This is a genomic window from Herbivorax alkaliphila, assembly GCF_030848475.1.
In the GTDB taxonomy this organism is placed as follows: Bacteria; Bacillota; Clostridia; order Acetivibrionales; family Acetivibrionaceae; genus Herbivorax.
The window spans coordinates 105310-122804 of sequence record NZ_JAVDDS010000006.1 but is presented as its reverse complement, the minus strand read 5'-3'; the positions used below and the strand labels follow the sequence as shown (position 1 = coordinate 122804).

Sequence of the window (17495 nt, the reverse complement as noted above, 5' to 3'; positions counted from 1 at the left end):
GAATAAAATGAATTTTTCCACACGGTTTACACATGAAAATTTTCTCTCCATAGAAATTACATAGTAATTTTTTAAAAAAGCCACTGTTGGCTACATATAAGATAAGAATTATGTCTTGCGGGACTTCTAGAATCACTAAGAACGGTAATTAGACTCGCTCTAGAAGCGTTATACATCCTGTTAAAGTATTTAAAAGCTCCTTTTTTCAATTAATTTGATTTTTCCATTTTCGAACCATACCGTGTTTCTTTCCCATATAGTTCCATCTTTCATCATGCAAAATCTTCTGATAAATGCATTGGTGGTAAACTTGGAATAACCAAACAGGCTGTTCATAATCAAAGGAAAACTTGTTGCCTAACAGTTACAGCTTTTTCAATAGCTTATTTTGTGTTGCAAAAAAAACAAGCACCTTGGTTTAAATCACCAAAGTGCTTGTTTTTTTGAATAAGTTATTATTGTTTCAAAAGTATAAAATTGTATGTTGCGTTTGATTTGTTAAATATTAGCTCGTGTTTTAGCTAGATTGATTTATTACAACCTACACACAGGATTATTCATCTAAATGTCCTTAAGGCATTAATTAAAATATCGTTCTCCTTAAATTCTTTTCCATTGACATATATGCTGTCATCGTCATCTCCATCGCCCCACATAGCTACATCTAATATTTTACGACCTTTATTTTCAAACACATAATATACTCGTGCATCTATACGAGATTTCTTTCTAACAGGTATAAGATCAACATTACTTATCGTTTTGAGCAAATCAATATGTTCTGCCAACTGATCACCATTAACAGTAACTTTTACTGTTGACCGATGGCTCTTTAAATCTTCAACACTTAAAGGAAGCATAGTAAAAGCATTTGAATAATAAATTGTTAAACTAAGATCATCAAAATTCTCTGATTCAATTAGTTTTGAAAAGTTATTTAATGCTCTTTGGGGACTCCTTTTCTCATAAATGATTAAAAAAGTGCTGGCAAATAACAGAAAAACTATAAATCCTATAATAATATTTTTTTTTGAAACCATTTCTATTCCTCCTACCAAATAAATCATTCTTTTTCATCCTCTTTAATTATCTGGATCAGCTGTTATTGTTGATATGCCACTAAAAAATAGATTATTATGGTCCACGGTATAATATCCCCACCCGTGATAACCCCTATGTAAAGTCCTGTAGTGCGTAGAGTTGTTCATTCTTATAATTCCTCTATGACTATTATACGACCTGCACGTAGGTTCTCCAAGTTGTTTAGCAATAGGAGTTTCATACTTCGCTAAATTAGCCTCTTCTATGGCAAGCCTTTGTCTTTTGCTATATTCTTTTCCAGCTTCAATCTCTCCATCTAAATGTTGCACCGCATGTCCCATCTCATGAGCCAACATCATTGCCGGGCTCATAACGGTGCAGTTTTTGTCCTTCCTTGGGGTAAAGAGGCTTCCGCCCGTCATAAGAAGTCCCGCTTTAGGATTCCAATATATTGTTCTTGTATCTGGATCATAATCGCCGTCCATTTCTCTAATAAATACGATTGTAATCCTTCTTCTGAACCTTCAAGTCTTTCAATAAGGGATTTTCCGTCTTCAGAAGCTTTTAAATACGCTATAGCTCTTTCATATTCTTGCTTTTGCCAGTCCATCACACTACCATATTCTAGCTTTTGAAAGTCCTTCGCGCTACTTAATAATTTAAATCCACTTGAGTCAGAAGATGCATTATTGTTTCTTTTTTTAATATGTCTTACCCATAAATCCGAAGGCATTCCCTGTTGTCTATACACAGGTGCAAAACCTGTTGGGGCATAGTAATAGGTGCCTCAACATTTCCTGTACTTGCATCAATTAGTGCTGTAACATCTGCATGTTCGTTATAAACATAGTAGTTAAATAATCATTTCCGTCAAATACAAGTATATCATATTTATACAGAGCTTCTCCACTTATATTACCTACATTTTTACTAACTACCCTGTTTAATTCATCATAAGTACTTATGGATTTTTTACTGTTCCAACTCTTTATTTTAAGGTGTTGTATGTTTTTATTATAATAAGCCATGACAGAAGAAAAATTGAACACTTTGCAGTTACTACTAACCCATCCTCGGCATGGGTAACACAACAAATAAGGAGAGAAACACCAAAGTATTTAATTCATGATAATAATCCTACTTTTACATCAAAGTTATTTCAAGAGTTTTTATCAAATGCAAATATAAAGACTAAAAGGACAGGAATAAAATCACCCAGACAAAATGGAATTTGCGAGAGAGTAGTAGGTATATTGAGAGCTGAGTTATTAAATCATGTTATCCCATTTAATCAGAAACATTTGGAGTATTTACTCAATAATTATTTAAAAGAGTATTATCATCCTGTCAGGACACATCAAGGTCTTAATTGCCAAACTCCAATTTTATCTGACAAGCCTCCAGAAACTAAGGTGGAAGATACTAAATTAGTTTCAAAGCCAATTCTTGGAGGACTTTATCACAGCTACAAAAAAGTTGCCTAACAGTTACAGCTTTTTCAATAGCTTATTTTGTTATGCAAAAAAACAAGCACCTTGGTTTAAATTACCAGAGTGCCTGTTCTTTGATTAAGTTATTATTGTTTTAAAAGTATAAAATTGTATGTAGCGTTTGTTCTGTTTGTTAAATATTAGTGCATATTTTAGCCAGATTGAGTTTTTGAAACTTACAACACACCACAACAATATTAATAATCTATGATTTAATTAAATTCCATTCTGCCCATCCTTCTTCCGTTAATTCAAACCAATAATCTTCAATTTTTAATGAATCTAGTTCAGTAATATCTTTAACTTCAGGAGGGTACTCTATTCTTATTTTTCTCTGTCTAAAAAGTAATTTAATTTCATTAATTAGTTTATCCTTATCTATATTAATGCTCAAATAATCTAGATATTCTTTAATCTGAACTATACTCTCTCCTCCATCAACTAAAGCATCTAAAATTCCTTCTCTTGCGTTCATATATATACCTCCCTCCATTATTTTATTTGTTTGGGGTATGGTCTAAAATGAGGTTGTTCAATAAGGTTATCATTTATATCTTTTAAAATATGTTCATATATTTTTTCACCAGTCTTGACATTAGTGTATTCTATTTCTACACTATTACCGCCCTTATTACCTTTTTTAGTAGATTCAACTATTGATTCTCCAGTCTTTTGCCAATCATTTGGGTTACTATCAATATCATCTAATAACTCTTTGAATGTTCGATCTTTACCCGTTCCCTTATTATTAGGAAAATTTCCTCCGCTACTTGAAACTCCATCTACAGCAGAAACAAAACAAACGGTACCAACTATTGTCTCCATTCCTGAAAAATTTCCCCAAACTTCTCCTATACTAGGTATTTGGAAGACTCTAGCATCAGTCAAAGTTACTACCCCATCCCCACCAAAATTCATATTAAACTCTAAATTATCACTTTGTCTAAAAACCCGATTTCTTGAATCACCTGTAAATGAATTTCCACCATGACTAGAAAAATTTTCTTTCATTTTCCATCCACCATAAACCATCCCAACAAATCCAAGAGTATCTAACCAATGTTCTGCAGAATACCTTTCATCTGGTGCAAAAGCACCTTTGACAGTGTCGACTGATCCCCAAGTCATATGATTAAAAAAGTGATACACTGAATCTTTCCGTTTTTCAGCTCTTTGTTTAAACCCTTCTTCCATGTTTTCAGGAATTCCCCAAGCGAATGCGTTTATAAAGTGATATGGTGAATCAAGCCATTTTTTTGATCGTTTTCTATTTCCTTCAATAAAACCACTGCCTATTTGCCTAAAGCTTTGAATAGATCTTGTTACTGGATTATATTTTTTATAAGAAACACTTTTTTGCTGTTCATATTCTCGTAGTTGCTTTAGAAATTGCTGTCTTTGATATTGAAGTTCTAAGTCTTTTATATCACAAATATACGTTCTTAATTCATAGCTATGTCCTGTTGGGTCATAATACCTTATCGGATTATTAGCTGTATAAGCATATAAATTCAAACTAAGTGGATCATTTGGGTCACCCCTGTATGTGTCCTCCTGCAAGAACCTTGCAACTTTAGGGTCATACATTCTTGCATTTAGATAATAGAGCTCTGTCTCTTCATCATACTGATATCCTGCATACTTAATATTATTGTTCACATCTCCTGTAGACTCTAATATATTACCAAATGGGTCATAGTAATAGGTTGCCTCAACATCTCCTGTATCTGCATTAATTAGTGCTGTAACATCTGCATGTCCGTTATAAACATAGTAGTAAGAATCTCCGTCAACATCTCTCATTAGTAGATTAATTCCATATAAGTTTCTTGCTACCTGATTTCCATTTCCATCTACCTCAAGTACTACTTTGTCATACTCATACAGGTAATATGTTGTCTCTTGTCCCGTACTCTTTTCTACTCTTCTTCCCTCACCATTGTATGCATATGTTACTGTAGCTGTATCTGTCACTGCTTCTATAAGTCTGTTTAATGGATCATATTGATATTCTGCAATAACTTCTGTAACGCCGTTTTCTACTTTCCTTACTTCTGTTTGATTTCCATCCTCATCGTAATCATATTCTATTGTTTCTGCTCCTAATACTTCTACTTCTTCAAGCCAGTTTTTATCATTGTAGTGATAAATTTTATTAACTGTTGTACCCGATTCTGTTATTGTTTCTGTTTTTCTATTCCCTGCTGCATCAAATGTATATACAGTTTCTCTTCCTTCTGGCTCTGTTACCTTCTCTAATCTGTTTAGGTCATCATATTCAAAATCTGTTGTACCCTTAACTACTCCATCTACAATTTCAAATTTTGAAGTCTGATTACCTGCCTTGTCATAGTAATATTGAAATCTCTCTAATTGAGAATCAACCGTTTCTCCGTTTGCTGTTATCTCCATCTTATGAGTAATCAGTATATTTAATAACCCATCATTTCGATAATTATAAATCTGTCTATACCTATATGTATTAGAGCCTTCAGTAAATTGAGGATGTCTTATACTTTCTCTTGCTCCATTGTCATAATAATCATATTCTGTTAATTTTGAAGAATCTGCACTAGATATTGATGAACCTGATGCCAACTCATCATCTACTACATATTTCAACCTCCCTGCCTTATCATATACTTTTGTTGTCTCATTTCCCTTATTGTCCACACTCACTTCTGCAGTTAAATAATCATTTCCGTCAAATACAAGTATATCATATTTATACAACGCTTCACCACTTATATTGCCTACATTTTTACTAATTACCCTGTTTAATTCATCATAAGTGCGTGTTGTCTCTCCTGTATCATCTATCATTTTTATTTGGTTTCCGTTGTCATCATATTCATATGATATTATTACTGTTGAATGTTGTGACTTAGATGCAATCTCTTCTGTAAGCCTTCCATGAATATCATATTCATATAAAACTTCTGTACCATTAGAAATGCTCTGCTGACTGCTTCTTCCTGTCTTTTTTCGAAGCTCTCCTTTTGCATTATACTTATACTCTTCAAAAGTTCTTCTGTCATTTTCATCTCCATTGTGGTCTATCTTTTTTGCCATAAGGTCTGATGCATTATATTGATATGTTGTTGAAAGAACTAAGTTTTCACTGGCATCAAACATCTCCTGCTTTATCATATTGCCATTTAAATCATATTCATAGTTTGTCTTTTGCCCTATTGCATCAATTACATAGTCAAGTCTGTCAAATTCATCATATACATATGTTATCTGATTATTTTTACCATCTTCTTTAATCATTATATTTCCTGCAAAATCATATACACTGCTCTCAATACTTCTTTCAAGATTTACTTCTGGGTACATTGTCTTTATAAGTCTATCATTTTTGTCATATTCATAATCTGTTCTCTTATCTAATGCATCATATGAATATATTTGACGGTTACTTTCATCATATATTATTTTTTCAATTGACACTCCATAAGCATCTTTTTTCTCTATAAGTCTATTTATTTCATCATATACATTTTCCGCAGTACTTTCAGCTGTGTTTCCACCTCTTATTACTGAATCCGTAGTTGTCAAAAGGTTATCATTTTTGTCATATGTATAACCTTCAATATGCTCTATCGTTTTGCTGCCCTTTATTACCACCCTTTTCATTTCTTTAAGCCTGTTTAATTCATCATACTTATACTCTATCTCATTTCCTTCTCCATCAATTTTAAACCTTATATTTCCGTTTGAATCATATCGTGTACCAACTGTTATAGATTCTGTTTCATCGTTTTTCTGTGCAGTTTCAGATTGAAGTCTTCCTGCATCATCATATTCATATAGAATCTCTTTATCGTAATTGTCACTTTCTTTCTTCAAGTTCCTCATAGCATCATATTCATAATTTACTTTATATGGTGAAATACCGTCCATTTCCATTGTACTGTCCATTGGATACTCCACTTCTTTTAATTGACCTAATAAATTATACTTATATTTTGTTGTGTTGCCATTTCCATCAGTATGAAATTTCAAGTCACCCAAAACATCGTATATATTTTCTTCAACAAGCTCTCCACCCTGTCTTGGATCAAAAGAATCTGTTGCTCCTCTTCCAACCCATTTTTTTGTCACGTTATTAAAATAGTCATAATCATAAGCTGTTTTTGAATAGAATATTCCTTTTTATAGCATATAAAACTACATATTAAATATTATTTGTCAAATTAGTTTGTTTAGTTAATTAGGTATATACTATAGGATAAATACTTGCTTTATCTAAAATTAAAGAATACATACAGATATAAAAAATTCTTTTTAAAGTGGGGTTGATGTAGTGTCTAATTATAAAGCTGTAGTTTTATATATGAAACAATGGTTACAAACGTTAGTAGATTTTATATTAATAAAAATTATGTCTGAGGAAGAAAAAGATGAGGAAATAATAGCTCTTAGAAGTCAGGTAGCTCTTTTAAACCAAAAGGTAATTGATAAAAAAATACCCAAACCAACTGTTACACCTGCCCACCGTCAGTTATGGGTCTTGCTTTCAAAGTTCTATTCAAGATGGAAAGAGGATTTGGTTATTGTTAAGCCTGAAACTGTTATTGGCTGGCATAAAACAGCTTTTAAGTTTCACTGGATGCGTAAGTCTAAAAAGCGTGGAAGACCTAAAATTTCAAGAAAAACAATTGAGCTTATCAAGCGTATACATAAGGAAAACCCTTTACTCTCACCTGAAAAGATACACGAAAGATTAGTTGACCTTAATATAACTGATGCTCCCTCTCCAAATACAATTGCTAAGTATATACCAGAAGTTAGAAAGCCACCAAGTGAAAAGCAAAAACAGTCTTGGAAAACATTCCTTAAAAATCATAGGAAGGAAATTTGGGCTATGGATTTCTTTACTGTTCCAACTCTTTATTTTAAAGTCTTGTATGTCTTTATTATAATCAGCCATGACCGAAGGAAGATTGAACATTTTGCAGTTACAACTAATCCTTCATCGGCATGGGTAGCACAACAAATAAGAGAAGCAACTCCTTTTGGTGAAACACCAAAGTATTTAATTCATGATAATGATCCTACTTTTACATCAAAGTTATTTCGAGATTTTTTATCTAATGCAAATATCAAAGCTAAAAGGACAGGGATAAAATCACCCAGACAAAATGGAATCTGCGAGAGAGCAGTAGGCATATTGAGAGCTGAGTTATTAAATCATATTATTCCATTTAATCAAAAACATTTGGAGTATTTACTCAAAAATTATTTAAAAGAGTATTACCATCCTGTCAGAACACATCAAGGACTTAATTGCCAAACTCCAATTTTATCGGAAAAACCTCCAGAAACTAAGGTGGAAGATACTAAATTAGTTTCAAAGCCAATTCTTGGAGGACTTTATCACAGCTACAAAAAAGTTGCCTAACAGTTACAGCTTTTTCAATAGCTTATTTTGTTATGCAAAAAAACAAGCACCTTGGTTTTAATTACCAAAGTGCTTGTTTTTTGATTAAGTTATTATTGTTTTAAAAGTATAAAATTGTATGTTACACTCGCTTTGCTTGTTAAATATTGGTGCGTAATTTAGCCAGATTGAATTTTTGCAACCGACAACAAAAAAATTGCCTAATTAATTGATAGCTTATTTTGTTATGCAAAAAAACAAGCATCTTAGTTTAAATCACCAGAATACTTGTTTTTTGATTAAGTTATTATTGTTTTAAAAGTATAAATTTATATGTAACGCTTGCTTTGCTTGTTAAATATTAATTCATGCTTTAACCCAGTTGAATTATTAAAGTACACCACGCTGTTACTTACTTTTGATTTTGAAAACTTTTTTTATATTCCGCTGGACTTTGATCTGTATATTTTCTAAAAAGTCTGCTAAAATAACTTGCTTCCCTATAACCTAACATTTCACTTACCTCATAAGTCTTATAGCTTCCCTCTTTTAGAAGCATTTTAGCCCACTCCATTTTAATTTTCGTCACATACTCCAAAAAATTGTATCCTGTTTCCTGTTTAAATAAGGAGCAAAAATAATTTTTGCTTATATTTAAATATTCAGCGATAGATAACAATGTTATATCTTGTTCTATATGACCTAAAACATATTCACAGGCTTTTTTTATTAGTGCATTACTTTGAGCAGGTTTGTATTCTTTAACAACTTCTAGAACACTTGTAACAAATTTGATAAAATAAACCTTTATCTCATCTTTAGTATCGAAATCAGACATATTGATATTAACAAATACACTAAAATCATATAGCTTATTTATAAATCCATAATGTATATCAATGAAGTGTGATATGTTAAATATTAATTGACCTGCAGTAAAAGCTATTCTCTTAAGGTTATCCTGATTTCCTGTTTCTATATCATCAAATATATTCTCTGCAAGCTTCAAAGCCTTATCATTTCCTGCCATTATATACTCTGCTAATAATTTTTCTCTTTCAACAGGGTAGAGAAGACTTTTGTTACCATTTTGATCAAATTGACTTATATTTATAACCCTGTTTCCACCTAAAATATACTTATGTCGCAACGCTGACTTTGCAGCCATATAACTTAAACTAATCTCATCTAGACTAGAAACTACACTTCCAATTCCTACAGTTACCCTTACATTATGATTTCTTTTGATTTCCTCAGCCACAGTCTCATAAAAATCATTTGACAAATCTTCAAATTCTTTGTCTTTAATTTCATTACAGGGTTGCAAAACCACACCAATAATACCTATGTCCATATCAATAGTATTGCATACTAAATTATCAAATCCTTTTACAACAATATGTATTATTTCTCTTATTTTCTTAATTAGCTCTCCAAACTCCCCACTTTTAATAAGTTCTTTAGAGCTAGCATCAAAACTTCCTATTTCAATAATGCCTATTAAAACTATTTTATCTGAAATATTAATATTATATTCTTCAACCAAACCATTTAATTTATAAAATGACTCCTTGCCCCTTAATAAATCATATAGTATTTTTTCTCTTGATATAGATAGATTCATTTCTAACTTTTCTTTTAATATTTGGTTTTTGTCTCTTTCTAAATGCCTTTTTTTTAAAATTTCATAAGCTTTTTTAAGTACATTAATTAATTTATCACTTTCTAAAGGCTTTAAAATATAATCATATGCACCTAATAGCAGACCTTGTTTTGCATAAGAAAAATCTTCATTTTCACTTAAATATATCAGCATAGAACTTTTATCATATTCTTTGATTGTATTTAACAACTCTATTCCATCCATTTTAGGCATACTAATTTCTGAAATCACAAGATCTATATCATGTTGATTTAATTTTTGTAAAGCGTCTATCCCATTATTTGCAACACAAACAAGTTTAAAGCCATATTCCTCCCATTTAATTTGGCTTTTAAACCATTCACGTAATATCAGATCATCTTCGACCACCATAACACAAAACAAACTAATGTCCTCCTTTGTCAAAACCATAGAGACAAATAATAAATTATGATTAAAACTGCAATTTGTCATCTATTATACAAATATATCCTTAAATTAAAGACAATTACAGTCATTTTCCACAATTATTAGACTTGCATTTATAAATTAATATTAATACTATATTTATTTATTGTCAAATGCTTTGTTTTTAAGGCAATACATAAGATGAATACATTATACTTTTTAATGAAGATACTGTTTATTATTTCTAAACTTAAAAATCATTAGTATAAAAACAAAAAAGAGGATTAATCCTCCTTTTTGTTTTTATACTAATGATTTTTATATACTTTTTGTCTAAAAAACCTTAGCTTTCTTTCTTTTTTGAAGTAGACTTTTTTGCTGTAGTCTTTTTTGTAGTTTTTCCTGCAGTGCTTTTTCCCGCAGTGCTTTTCTTGGTGCTGGTTGCTTTTTTCTCTGTACTACTTGATTTTTGTGAAGTTCTTGATGCTTTTTGAGTCACTTTAAAGGAGTAGTTTGAAAAAGAATTGTTATCCCAATTATCACTACTATCTTTAAAAGCAACGTTAAGGCTGTCAGGATGAGTCACTTTAATTTTAGTTTCAAAAACATCCTCATTTTTTTCCATAGGTATAAATTTTTTGTCTTCCCAGCTTTCCCCGTAACCAATGTGTGCATAAACTGATTCAGCACCACTTTGAGCCAACAGTCCATTATAGGACAGGGTAACTTCATCACCGACACGTATTGATGATTTCGATACTTCAACGCCATTACCTGCATACAACTGCTTTGTTCTTGCCATGATAATCACCTCTTATTTTGATTTTAGTAATTAAGCAATAACCAAATAATAAATTCCACACTTAGAATCATGCTTTATTATTGGCTTGTTTCTAAACGTACTAATTTCACATCTCTTTTAATGTAGCTAAATTTAGTATTAATTGATAAATTTACAAGCTTAATCAAAACCATTCCATCATATTAATCGGAGCTTTCTTTAAAAAAATTAACCAAAAGGTAGATTTTATTTTTGTTTTTATTAAATGGTGAATTAATTAGTTAATTATACATACTTTTAAAAAACATTGAATTTACATCTAAAACTATTTTATATAAAAAAGTATTGATAGTCAACCAATTAAAAATAAAATCCAAATTTTTTTAACACAAAAATATACAATATGTTTTTTATTAATTTTTAAAGTACTTCTTAAAATAATACCTGTTGTGCAAAAATAACAATACACTATTTAAATTAATATGTGTACACGATATATTTTTAATTCCCTTTTATCAGTTTTGCCGTAAGACACCTTAATTAAGGTAGTTGATAAGGCAAGGTTTCGTTAACTGATTTAGCATTAGCTAAACATCCCTAGGTTGAATTTTAGAATAAAATTAATTTCTCAAGGGTAGGTTCAATATTTAACATTTTCTTTAGGTTTTTGTAATCTTCTAAAATTTTATTGTTTTTATTTTGAATTTTATAACCTCTTATCATAAGATTTTTCGGTGTATCAACAGGAGATACGTACTCTACCACCGACACCTTATACCCCATAGCCTCTAGCAGAACAGCTCTTATGCCGTCAGTGAGCACATCTGCCATACGCATCTTTAAAACCCCGTGCTTTATTATGCTGTTAAAAGATTTAAAAGAATACTGACTGAGTATTTCCTGTTGACAGCAAGGTACTGCTGCTATTGCTTCAACATTATTATTAACTGCAAGGCCAATAGCTTCATCAGTTGCAGTATTACATGCATGTAGACTGATAAGGAGATGTACATTTCTTTTGGCTTTATAGTTTTTTATGTCTATAGCTTTAAATTCCATATTTTTATATCCTAAATTAGATGCTGTCTTTTTAGAAGCTTCAATAACCGATTCTGAATAGTCTAATCCTATAAAATAGCAGGGTTTTTTTAAAACTTCTCTAATGTAATAATTTAAGACAAATAAAAGATATGACTTACCACATCCACAGTCTAACACTGTTATAGATTCATGTTTTTCTAATAGTGCTTTTATTGTATCATCAATAAGCTCAACAAAATGATCAATTTGATTATACTTTCTTATCATATCATTTTTTACTTTATTATTAGCTCCTAAAATGCCTATCTCTTTTAAAAGTTCATCTGCCTGACCAACTTTTATATAATAATCCCTGTTAGATACTTTAGGAGTATCATGATGTTTTTTGCCCATATCAATTTCTTTTTTTGCATCTTTAGTCTTCATTTTCACATTTTTATGGTCAGCTTCTATAATGATAGTGCTGCCTCTTTCTTCATATGTAAGCTCTAAATTGTCATAATCTTTGGCATATTGAGATATTTTTTGCGATAATTGTTCTATATTAATTTTTTGAGTATCGGTATTAAATTTTAAATTCAATGTATTTTTATCTGCCAAAATATTTCCCGTAAATTCCTTATTCCCAGATTTAAATTTAAAACTTATCTTTTTAAAAAAATCTATATTATCTCTGTATCTTTGTTCAAGACCTGTTAAAAATAATTTTAACTTATTTATTACCTGTTTATTCATAATTTGTACCCCATTATTGCAAAATTTCAATTTACATTAGAATTATCTTTCATTCTAAGTAAAGTTACTTCGGCTTTAGAAAGTTCTCTGCACTCTCCCTTTAAAAGAGTAGTGTCTAACTTTAACTTCCCCATCTCAATTCTTTTTAAGTATTTAACTTTTTTGTTTACCGCTTCAAACATTCTTTTAACCTGATGAAATTTACCCTCATAAATTATAACTTCAACATTGGATACATCACCTGATTTTAGTATGTTTAAATCTGCTGGAAGGGTATTATATCCATCATCTAATACAACACCTTTTTTAAAGCACTGAACATCTTCTTCAGTAACTGTTCCTATAATAGAAGCATAGTATTTTTTAGGCACATGTCTTTTAGGAGACAAAATCTCATGAGCAAGCTGCCCATCATCTGTCATAATAAGAAGTCCTTCAGTATCTATATCCAGCCTTCCTACAGGAAAAAGATTAAAGCACTTGAATTCATCAGGTAAAATATCAACAACAGTCATATGTTTTTTATCATAAGTTGCAGATATTACTCCCTGGGGCTTATTCATCATAACATATAAATTTTCACGATATTTTAGTATTTCCCCACTCACTTCAATCAGACTGTCCACTGGGTTAATGTGCATACCACTATCTGTTACAATTTCCCCATCAACTTTTACAAAACCGCTTTTAATTAATTTTTTAATTTCTTTTCTGGTTCCAAAACCAGAATTTGATAATACTTTATCCACTCTTTGAGTATCTCCCAAAAACTGCCTCCTTTTAAATGAAATCTACCTTTAATTAAATTATCAGGCAGCATATGTATTCATTATAACAGAATTTAAATTATTATTCACGTCATTTTTCTCCATCCCTTTGGATAAAGATTTTTTAGCATAGAACCCGTCTGCTTTGCCCAACCAAGAGTATGTCCGTCTACTAAAACACCTGTATATCCTTTTTTGCCTTCAACAATCAACGTTTCACCCTTTAAATATTTAGATGCCTCTAAAGAATCCCAATTAAAGTTAATAGTATTTTTAATACTCTCTTTTTTAAGAGGCATAATAAATGAGTGATTAGGTTCAAATCTACCTCTTTTAAATTCTCCAAGATACCAACCAAATTTGGCTATTTTTAAACCTGAAAGGTCAGGTGATTTTACAGGCAAAAGATATAAGTGATTTTTCTTTATAGTAAAGAAGCCTTCTATTTGTTCATTTAAGTTTTCATTTGTAAACTTAAAAAAAGGCTCTAAATCTTCTTTTTTAATATGAGTTGTTTTTCCCTCATTTATACTTTTCTTGTCATCGGATTTTTTAATAAGTGCAGCAAAATGACCTTCTCCCTTTAGTTTATGAGGCCAAAGCCTTGCAGTTTTTGAAAGCTGATTATTTTTGTTCGCCCACTCAGGTCTGCCTCCCTCAATACCTTCCTCTTTAAAAATTTCAACAAGCTTACAGTCACTAAACCTGTCTAAAAATAAACTTATCATCATTTCATTTTCTTCTGGTGAAAAAGTACAAGTTGAATAAACTAAACTTCCTCCAGGCTTTAACATTTTGTAGGCATCTTCTAAAATATTTCTTTGCATGTCAGCACATATTTTAGAATTGAATTTTTCAATACTTTTTACTGCCTTTTCATCTTTTCTAATCATTCCTTCTCCTGAACAAGGTGCATCAACAAGTATTTTGTCAAAAAAGCCAGGGAATTTAGATGAAAGGTTTTCAGGCTTTTCATTTGTAACTATCGAATTTGTGACACCAAACAGTTCTATGTTTTTAATAAGTGTCTTTGTTCTCTCATAATTAATGTCATTTACTACCAATAGTCCTTTGCCTTTCATTCCTGCTGCCATCTGAACAGTTTTTCCCCCAGGAGCAGCACAAAGATCCAATATGTACTCTCCAGGTTTGGCATCAATTACAGCTCCTGGAAACATGGCACTGGGCTCTTGAATATAATAAAGACCTGCATGATAAAAAGGATGTTTGCCAGGTCTTTCCTCCTCTGAATAGTAAAACCCATCCTTTGTCCAGGGGATGGGTTTTAACTCAAACGGAGAAATCTTCAAAAAATCCTCAACACTTATTTTAAGAGTATTTATTCTAAGTCCATAATACCCTGAACTATCATAAGACTTTAAAAAATCCTCAAACTCTTTTTCTCCAAGCAGTTTTTTCATCTTTTTAAAAAATTCTTCTAAGGTATTCATTTCTTTACTCCACTTTGATAAATATAGCATCAATTCCTATATTCTCTAGCTGCATTCTTTATATGCTGTACAGCAAACTTTTCTGCTAAATCAGCATCTTTATTAATTATTGCCGTTAATATCGCTTTATGCTCTTCTAAAGCTTTTTGTGCTCTCAAAGGAGTCTTGTATGATGTAACTCTGGCTTTTTGAACATAGTGGTTAAATGTTTTCTGCAGATGTATAAGAGGATTGCTTTTACCAGCTTTAAATATCAGTTCATGAAATTTTAAATCAAACTTAATAAGATGTTCCTTATCATTTTTTGTGGTATAAAACTCCTCAAAATCAACAGTTTCTTTTAGTTCGTCCAGTTCCTCTTTTGTTATGTTCTCTGCTGCAAGTTTAGCTGCAAAACCTTCTATCATCATTCTTATAGTATATATTTCTTCAATGTCCTTAGTTGATATTCCCTTTACAACCACACCTTTATTGGGAACAGACTGAACAAGCCCCTCAAGTTCAAGCTGCATTATAGCTTCACGTATAGGAGTTCTGCTGACACCAAGATCCTCACATAACTTCTTTTCAGTAAGAGTATCACCGGGCTTGTATACTCCGTTTAAAATATCATTTTGAATATGATAAAACACCTTAGCCCTAAGTGAGTACATATAGTTTTCACCTTCAACCATATCAATTTTCACCACTTCTGTTCCCCCCTTTTATAGAGCACATTTTTATATCCATTACTAAATCACTAACAGCATTTGTTAAACTTTAGGCTGATTCTGTTTACTGATTTTGCTTTTTTGTGTAATTTATAAGTCCACCTGCTAAAATCATTTCCACCTGTCTTTCAGATAGCGTAACATTAACTGGTATATCTTTGTTTTTTGTTTTGTTCTTTACAGTTAGTCTACTTCCATTTTTAATCTGATTCACAATATTTTCAATAACAATGTCATCTCCCATATCTATCTCATCGTAATCCGCCTCATTTTCAAAAGTCATTGGAATAATACCAGAGTTTATTAAATTTGCCATATGAATTCTTGCAAATGACTTTGTTATAACTGCTTTTACCCCTAACTGAAGCGGAGCAAGTGCTGCATGCTCTCTACTAGACCCTTGACCATAATTGGATCCACCAATTATAAAGCCTCCACCATTTTCCTTTGCTCTTTTAGGAAAATCTGGGTCACATGGTGTTAGGCAATACTCTGCAAGATAAGGAATATTTGACCTGTATGGCAATAACTTTGCATTTGACGGCATGATGTGATCAGTAGTTATATTGTCTTCCACCTTTATAAGAGCTTTTCCTTCAAGTTTTTCACCTAACTCTTTATTTAAAGGAAATGGCTTAATATTAGGACCTCTCACAACTTCAACCTCTGCTCCTTCAGGTGCTGGCTCAACAACCATATTATCATCTGTAACAAATTCAGAAGGTATTTTAATTTCTGGAGCATCCCCTAAATCTTTTGGATTTGTCATAACACCAGTAATAGCACTAGCAGCTGCCACTTCTGGACTAACAAGATAAACTTGAGCTGACTTTGTGCCACTTCTTCCTTCAAAATTCCTATTAAATGTTCTAAGTGATACTGCATCAGTTTTAGGTGCCTGTCCCATACCTATACATGGTCCACATGCACTTTCTAAAATTCTAGCACCTGCTGCAACCATATCTGCCAAAGCACCATTTTGGGCAAGCATTGTAAGAACCTGTTTGGATCCTGGTGCTATTACAAGACTTACATCAGACTTTACTGTTTTACCTTTTAATATTTTTGCAACTTTCATCATATCCATGAAAGAAGAGTTTGTACAGCTTCCTATTGCAACCTGATCAACTTTGATTTTTCCTATTTCTTTTACCTTTTCAACATTATCCGGACTATGAGGTTTCGCTGCTAAAGGCTCTAAACTGTCTAAATCTATTTCTATTTCTTCATCATATGAGGCATCAGCATCAGGTTTTAATTCTATCCAATCTGATTCTCTTCCCTGTGCTTTTAAAAACTCTTTTGTCATCTCATCACTTGGGAAAATAGAAGTAGTTGCTCCAAGCTCTGCTCCCATATTTGTTATGGTGGCACGCTCTGGCACAGTTAGATTTTTAATTCCTTCTCCAGCATATTCAACTACTTTACCAACTCCGCCTTTTACAGATAAAACTCTTAAAACCTCTAAAATTATATCCTTTGCACTTACCCATGGCTTTAAATTGCCTTTTAAATTTACTTTGCTAACCTTTGGCATTGTAAGGTAATATGGACCTCCTCCCATTGCAACTGCAACGTCCAGTCCACCTGCTCCAATCGCAAGCATACCTATTCCTCCACCTGTAGGTGTGTGACTATCAGAACCTAAAAGCGTCATGCCTGGAACACCAAATCTCTCTAGTTGAACTTGGTGACAAATACCATTTCCAGGTCTAGAAAAATATACACCATGCTTTGATGCTACTGTCTGTATATATTTATGATCATCTGCATTTTCAAATCCTGCCTGAAGAGTGTTGTGATCAATGTATGCAACTGATTTTTTAGTCTTTACTCTTGGTATTCCCATAGCTTCAAATTGCAGATATGCCATTGTTCCTGTAGAATCCTGAGTTAGTGTTTGATCAATCTTTATAGATATCTCACTTCCCTCAGCCATCTCTCCAGTAATTAAGTGCTCTTTAATTATTTTTTGTGCTAGATTAAGTCCCATAATTTTCCCCCTCTTTGTATTTTTACTTATATACTATTATTTTTAAAAAG

The 17495-nt window shown here is 31.7% G+C and carries 15 protein-coding genes; 2 read left to right on the top strand and 13 right to left on the bottom strand.

Annotated elements, in window-relative coordinates; all coding sequences use genetic code 11:
* Positions 1–557 precede the first annotated feature (557 nt).
* The 4 genes from RBH29_RS03670 to RBH29_RS03655 all read right to left on the bottom strand — a co-directional run bounded on the left by RBH29_RS03670 (position 558) and on the right by RBH29_RS03655 (position 2069).
* Entirely contained in the window at positions 558–1067 is a 510-nt protein-coding gene (locus RBH29_RS03670) for a hypothetical protein (protein WP_306695233.1), read from the bottom strand.
* Between the two features lie 15 nt (positions 1068–1082).
* Entirely contained in the window at positions 1083–1412 is a 330-nt protein-coding gene (locus tag RBH29_RS03665) for a hypothetical protein (protein WP_306695230.1), read from the bottom strand.
* A 47-nt stretch (positions 1413–1459) separates the two neighbouring features.
* Entirely contained in the window at positions 1460–1792 is a 333-nt protein-coding gene (locus tag RBH29_RS03660) for a hypothetical protein (protein WP_306695225.1), read from the bottom strand.
* Between the two features lie 61 nt (positions 1793–1853).
* Positions 1854–2069, bottom strand: a complete 216-nt coding sequence (locus RBH29_RS03655; protein WP_306695220.1) for a hypothetical protein — start codon at positions 2067–2069, stop codon at positions 1854–1856.
* Between RBH29_RS03655 and RBH29_RS03650 the strand changes: the two genes are divergently transcribed.
* A complete protein-coding gene (locus RBH29_RS03650) occupies positions 2043–2525 on the top strand; it encodes an integrase core domain-containing protein (protein ID WP_306695218.1) in 483 nt (160 codons plus the stop codon). The genes RBH29_RS03655 and RBH29_RS03650 overlap by 27 nt on opposite strands.
* A 211-nt stretch (positions 2526–2736) precedes the next feature.
* Here RBH29_RS03650 and RBH29_RS03645 read toward each other — a convergent pair whose 3' ends face one another.
* Positions 2737–3006 (bottom strand): hypothetical protein, encoded by a 270-nt coding sequence (locus RBH29_RS03645; protein ID WP_306695216.1) that lies wholly within the window; start codon positions 3004–3006, stop codon positions 2737–2739.
* 17 nt (positions 3007–3023) lie between these two features.
* Complete coding sequence (locus RBH29_RS03640) at positions 3024–6638, bottom strand: RHS repeat domain-containing protein (protein WP_306695214.1); 3615 nt, start codon at positions 6636–6638, stop codon at positions 3024–3026.
* A 232-nt stretch (positions 6639–6870) separates the two neighbouring features.
* Between RBH29_RS03640 and RBH29_RS03635 the strand changes: the two genes are divergently transcribed.
* Positions 6871–7938 carry a DDE-type integrase/transposase/recombinase gene (locus tag RBH29_RS03635; RefSeq protein WP_306695212.1) on the top strand — a complete coding sequence of 356 codons (1068 nt, stop codon included), beginning with the start codon at positions 6871–6873 and terminating at the stop codon, positions 7936–7938.
* 391 nt (positions 7939–8329) lie between these two features.
* Here the strand turns inward: RBH29_RS03635 and RBH29_RS03630 are convergent, their stop codons facing one another.
* From RBH29_RS03630 to RBH29_RS03600, 7 genes are all read right to left on the bottom strand, one after another.
* The gene (locus RBH29_RS03630) at positions 8330–9964 is read right to left on the bottom strand and encodes a response regulator (RefSeq protein WP_306695210.1); all 1635 of its coding nucleotides are present in this window, start codon (positions 9962–9964) and stop codon (positions 8330–8332) included.
* A 346-nt stretch (positions 9965–10310) separates the two neighbouring features.
* Positions 10311–10769 (bottom strand): carbohydrate-binding protein, encoded by a 459-nt coding sequence (locus RBH29_RS03625; protein WP_306695208.1) that lies wholly within the window; start codon positions 10767–10769, stop codon positions 10311–10313.
* Positions 10770–11357: 588 nt separating this feature from the next.
* A complete protein-coding gene (locus RBH29_RS03620) occupies positions 11358–12524 on the bottom strand; it encodes a class I SAM-dependent methyltransferase (RefSeq protein ID WP_306695206.1) in 1167 nt (388 codons plus the stop codon).
* Positions 12525–12550: 26 nt separating this feature from the next.
* Positions 12551–13291: a pseudouridine synthase gene (locus RBH29_RS03615; RefSeq protein ID WP_306695204.1), complete on the bottom strand. Its 741-nt coding sequence runs from the start codon at positions 13289–13291 to the stop codon at positions 12551–12553.
* An 86-nt stretch (positions 13292–13377) separates the two neighbouring features.
* On the bottom strand, positions 13378–14742 hold the full coding sequence (locus tag RBH29_RS03610; RefSeq protein WP_306695202.1) for an RsmF rRNA methyltransferase first C-terminal domain-containing protein: 1365 nt from the start codon (positions 14740–14742) through the stop codon (positions 13378–13380).
* Between the two features lie 29 nt (positions 14743–14771).
* Entirely contained in the window at positions 14772–15431 is a 660-nt protein-coding gene (locus RBH29_RS03605) for a GntR family transcriptional regulator (RefSeq protein ID WP_306695200.1), read from the bottom strand.
* A gap of 85 nt (positions 15432–15516) precedes the next feature.
* The gene (locus RBH29_RS03600) at positions 15517–17445 is read right to left on the bottom strand and encodes an aconitate hydratase (protein ID WP_306695198.1); all 1929 of its coding nucleotides are present in this window, start codon (positions 17443–17445) and stop codon (positions 15517–15519) included.
* Positions 17446–17495: the final 50 nt, after the last annotated feature.

Excerpts from the sequence above, each read along its gene's own strand:
- RBH29_RS03670 (WP_306695233.1), bottom strand. The coding sequence starts at position 1,067 with ATGATTTATTTGGTAGGAGGAATAGAAATGGTTTCAAAAAAAAATATT.
- RBH29_RS03665 (WP_306695230.1), bottom strand. The coding sequence starts at position 1,412 with ATGAGCCCGGCAATGATGTTGGCTCATGAGATGGGACATGCGGTGCAA.
- RBH29_RS03655 (WP_306695220.1), bottom strand. The coding sequence starts at position 2,069 with ATGGCTTATTATAATAAAAACATACAACACCTTAAAATAAAGAGTTGG.
- RBH29_RS03645 (WP_306695216.1), bottom strand. The coding sequence starts at position 3,006 with ATGAACGCAAGAGAAGGAATTTTAGATGCTTTAGTTGATGGAGGAGAG.
- RBH29_RS03635 (WP_306695212.1), top strand. The coding sequence starts at position 6,871 with ATGAAACAATGGTTACAAACGTTAGTAGATTTTATATTAATAAAAATT.
- RBH29_RS03625 (WP_306695208.1), bottom strand. The coding sequence starts at position 10,769 with ATGGCAAGAACAAAGCAGTTGTATGCAGGTAATGGCGTTGAAGTATCG.
- RBH29_RS03620 (WP_306695206.1), bottom strand. The coding sequence starts at position 12,524 with ATGAATAAACAGGTAATAAATAAGTTAAAATTATTTTTAACAGGTCTT.
- RBH29_RS03610 (WP_306695202.1), bottom strand. The coding sequence starts at position 14,742 with ATGAATACCTTAGAAGAATTTTTTAAAAAGATGAAAAAACTGCTTGGA.
- RBH29_RS03600 (WP_306695198.1), bottom strand. The coding sequence starts at position 17,445 with ATGGGACTTAATCTAGCACAAAAAATAATTAAAGAGCACTTAATTACT.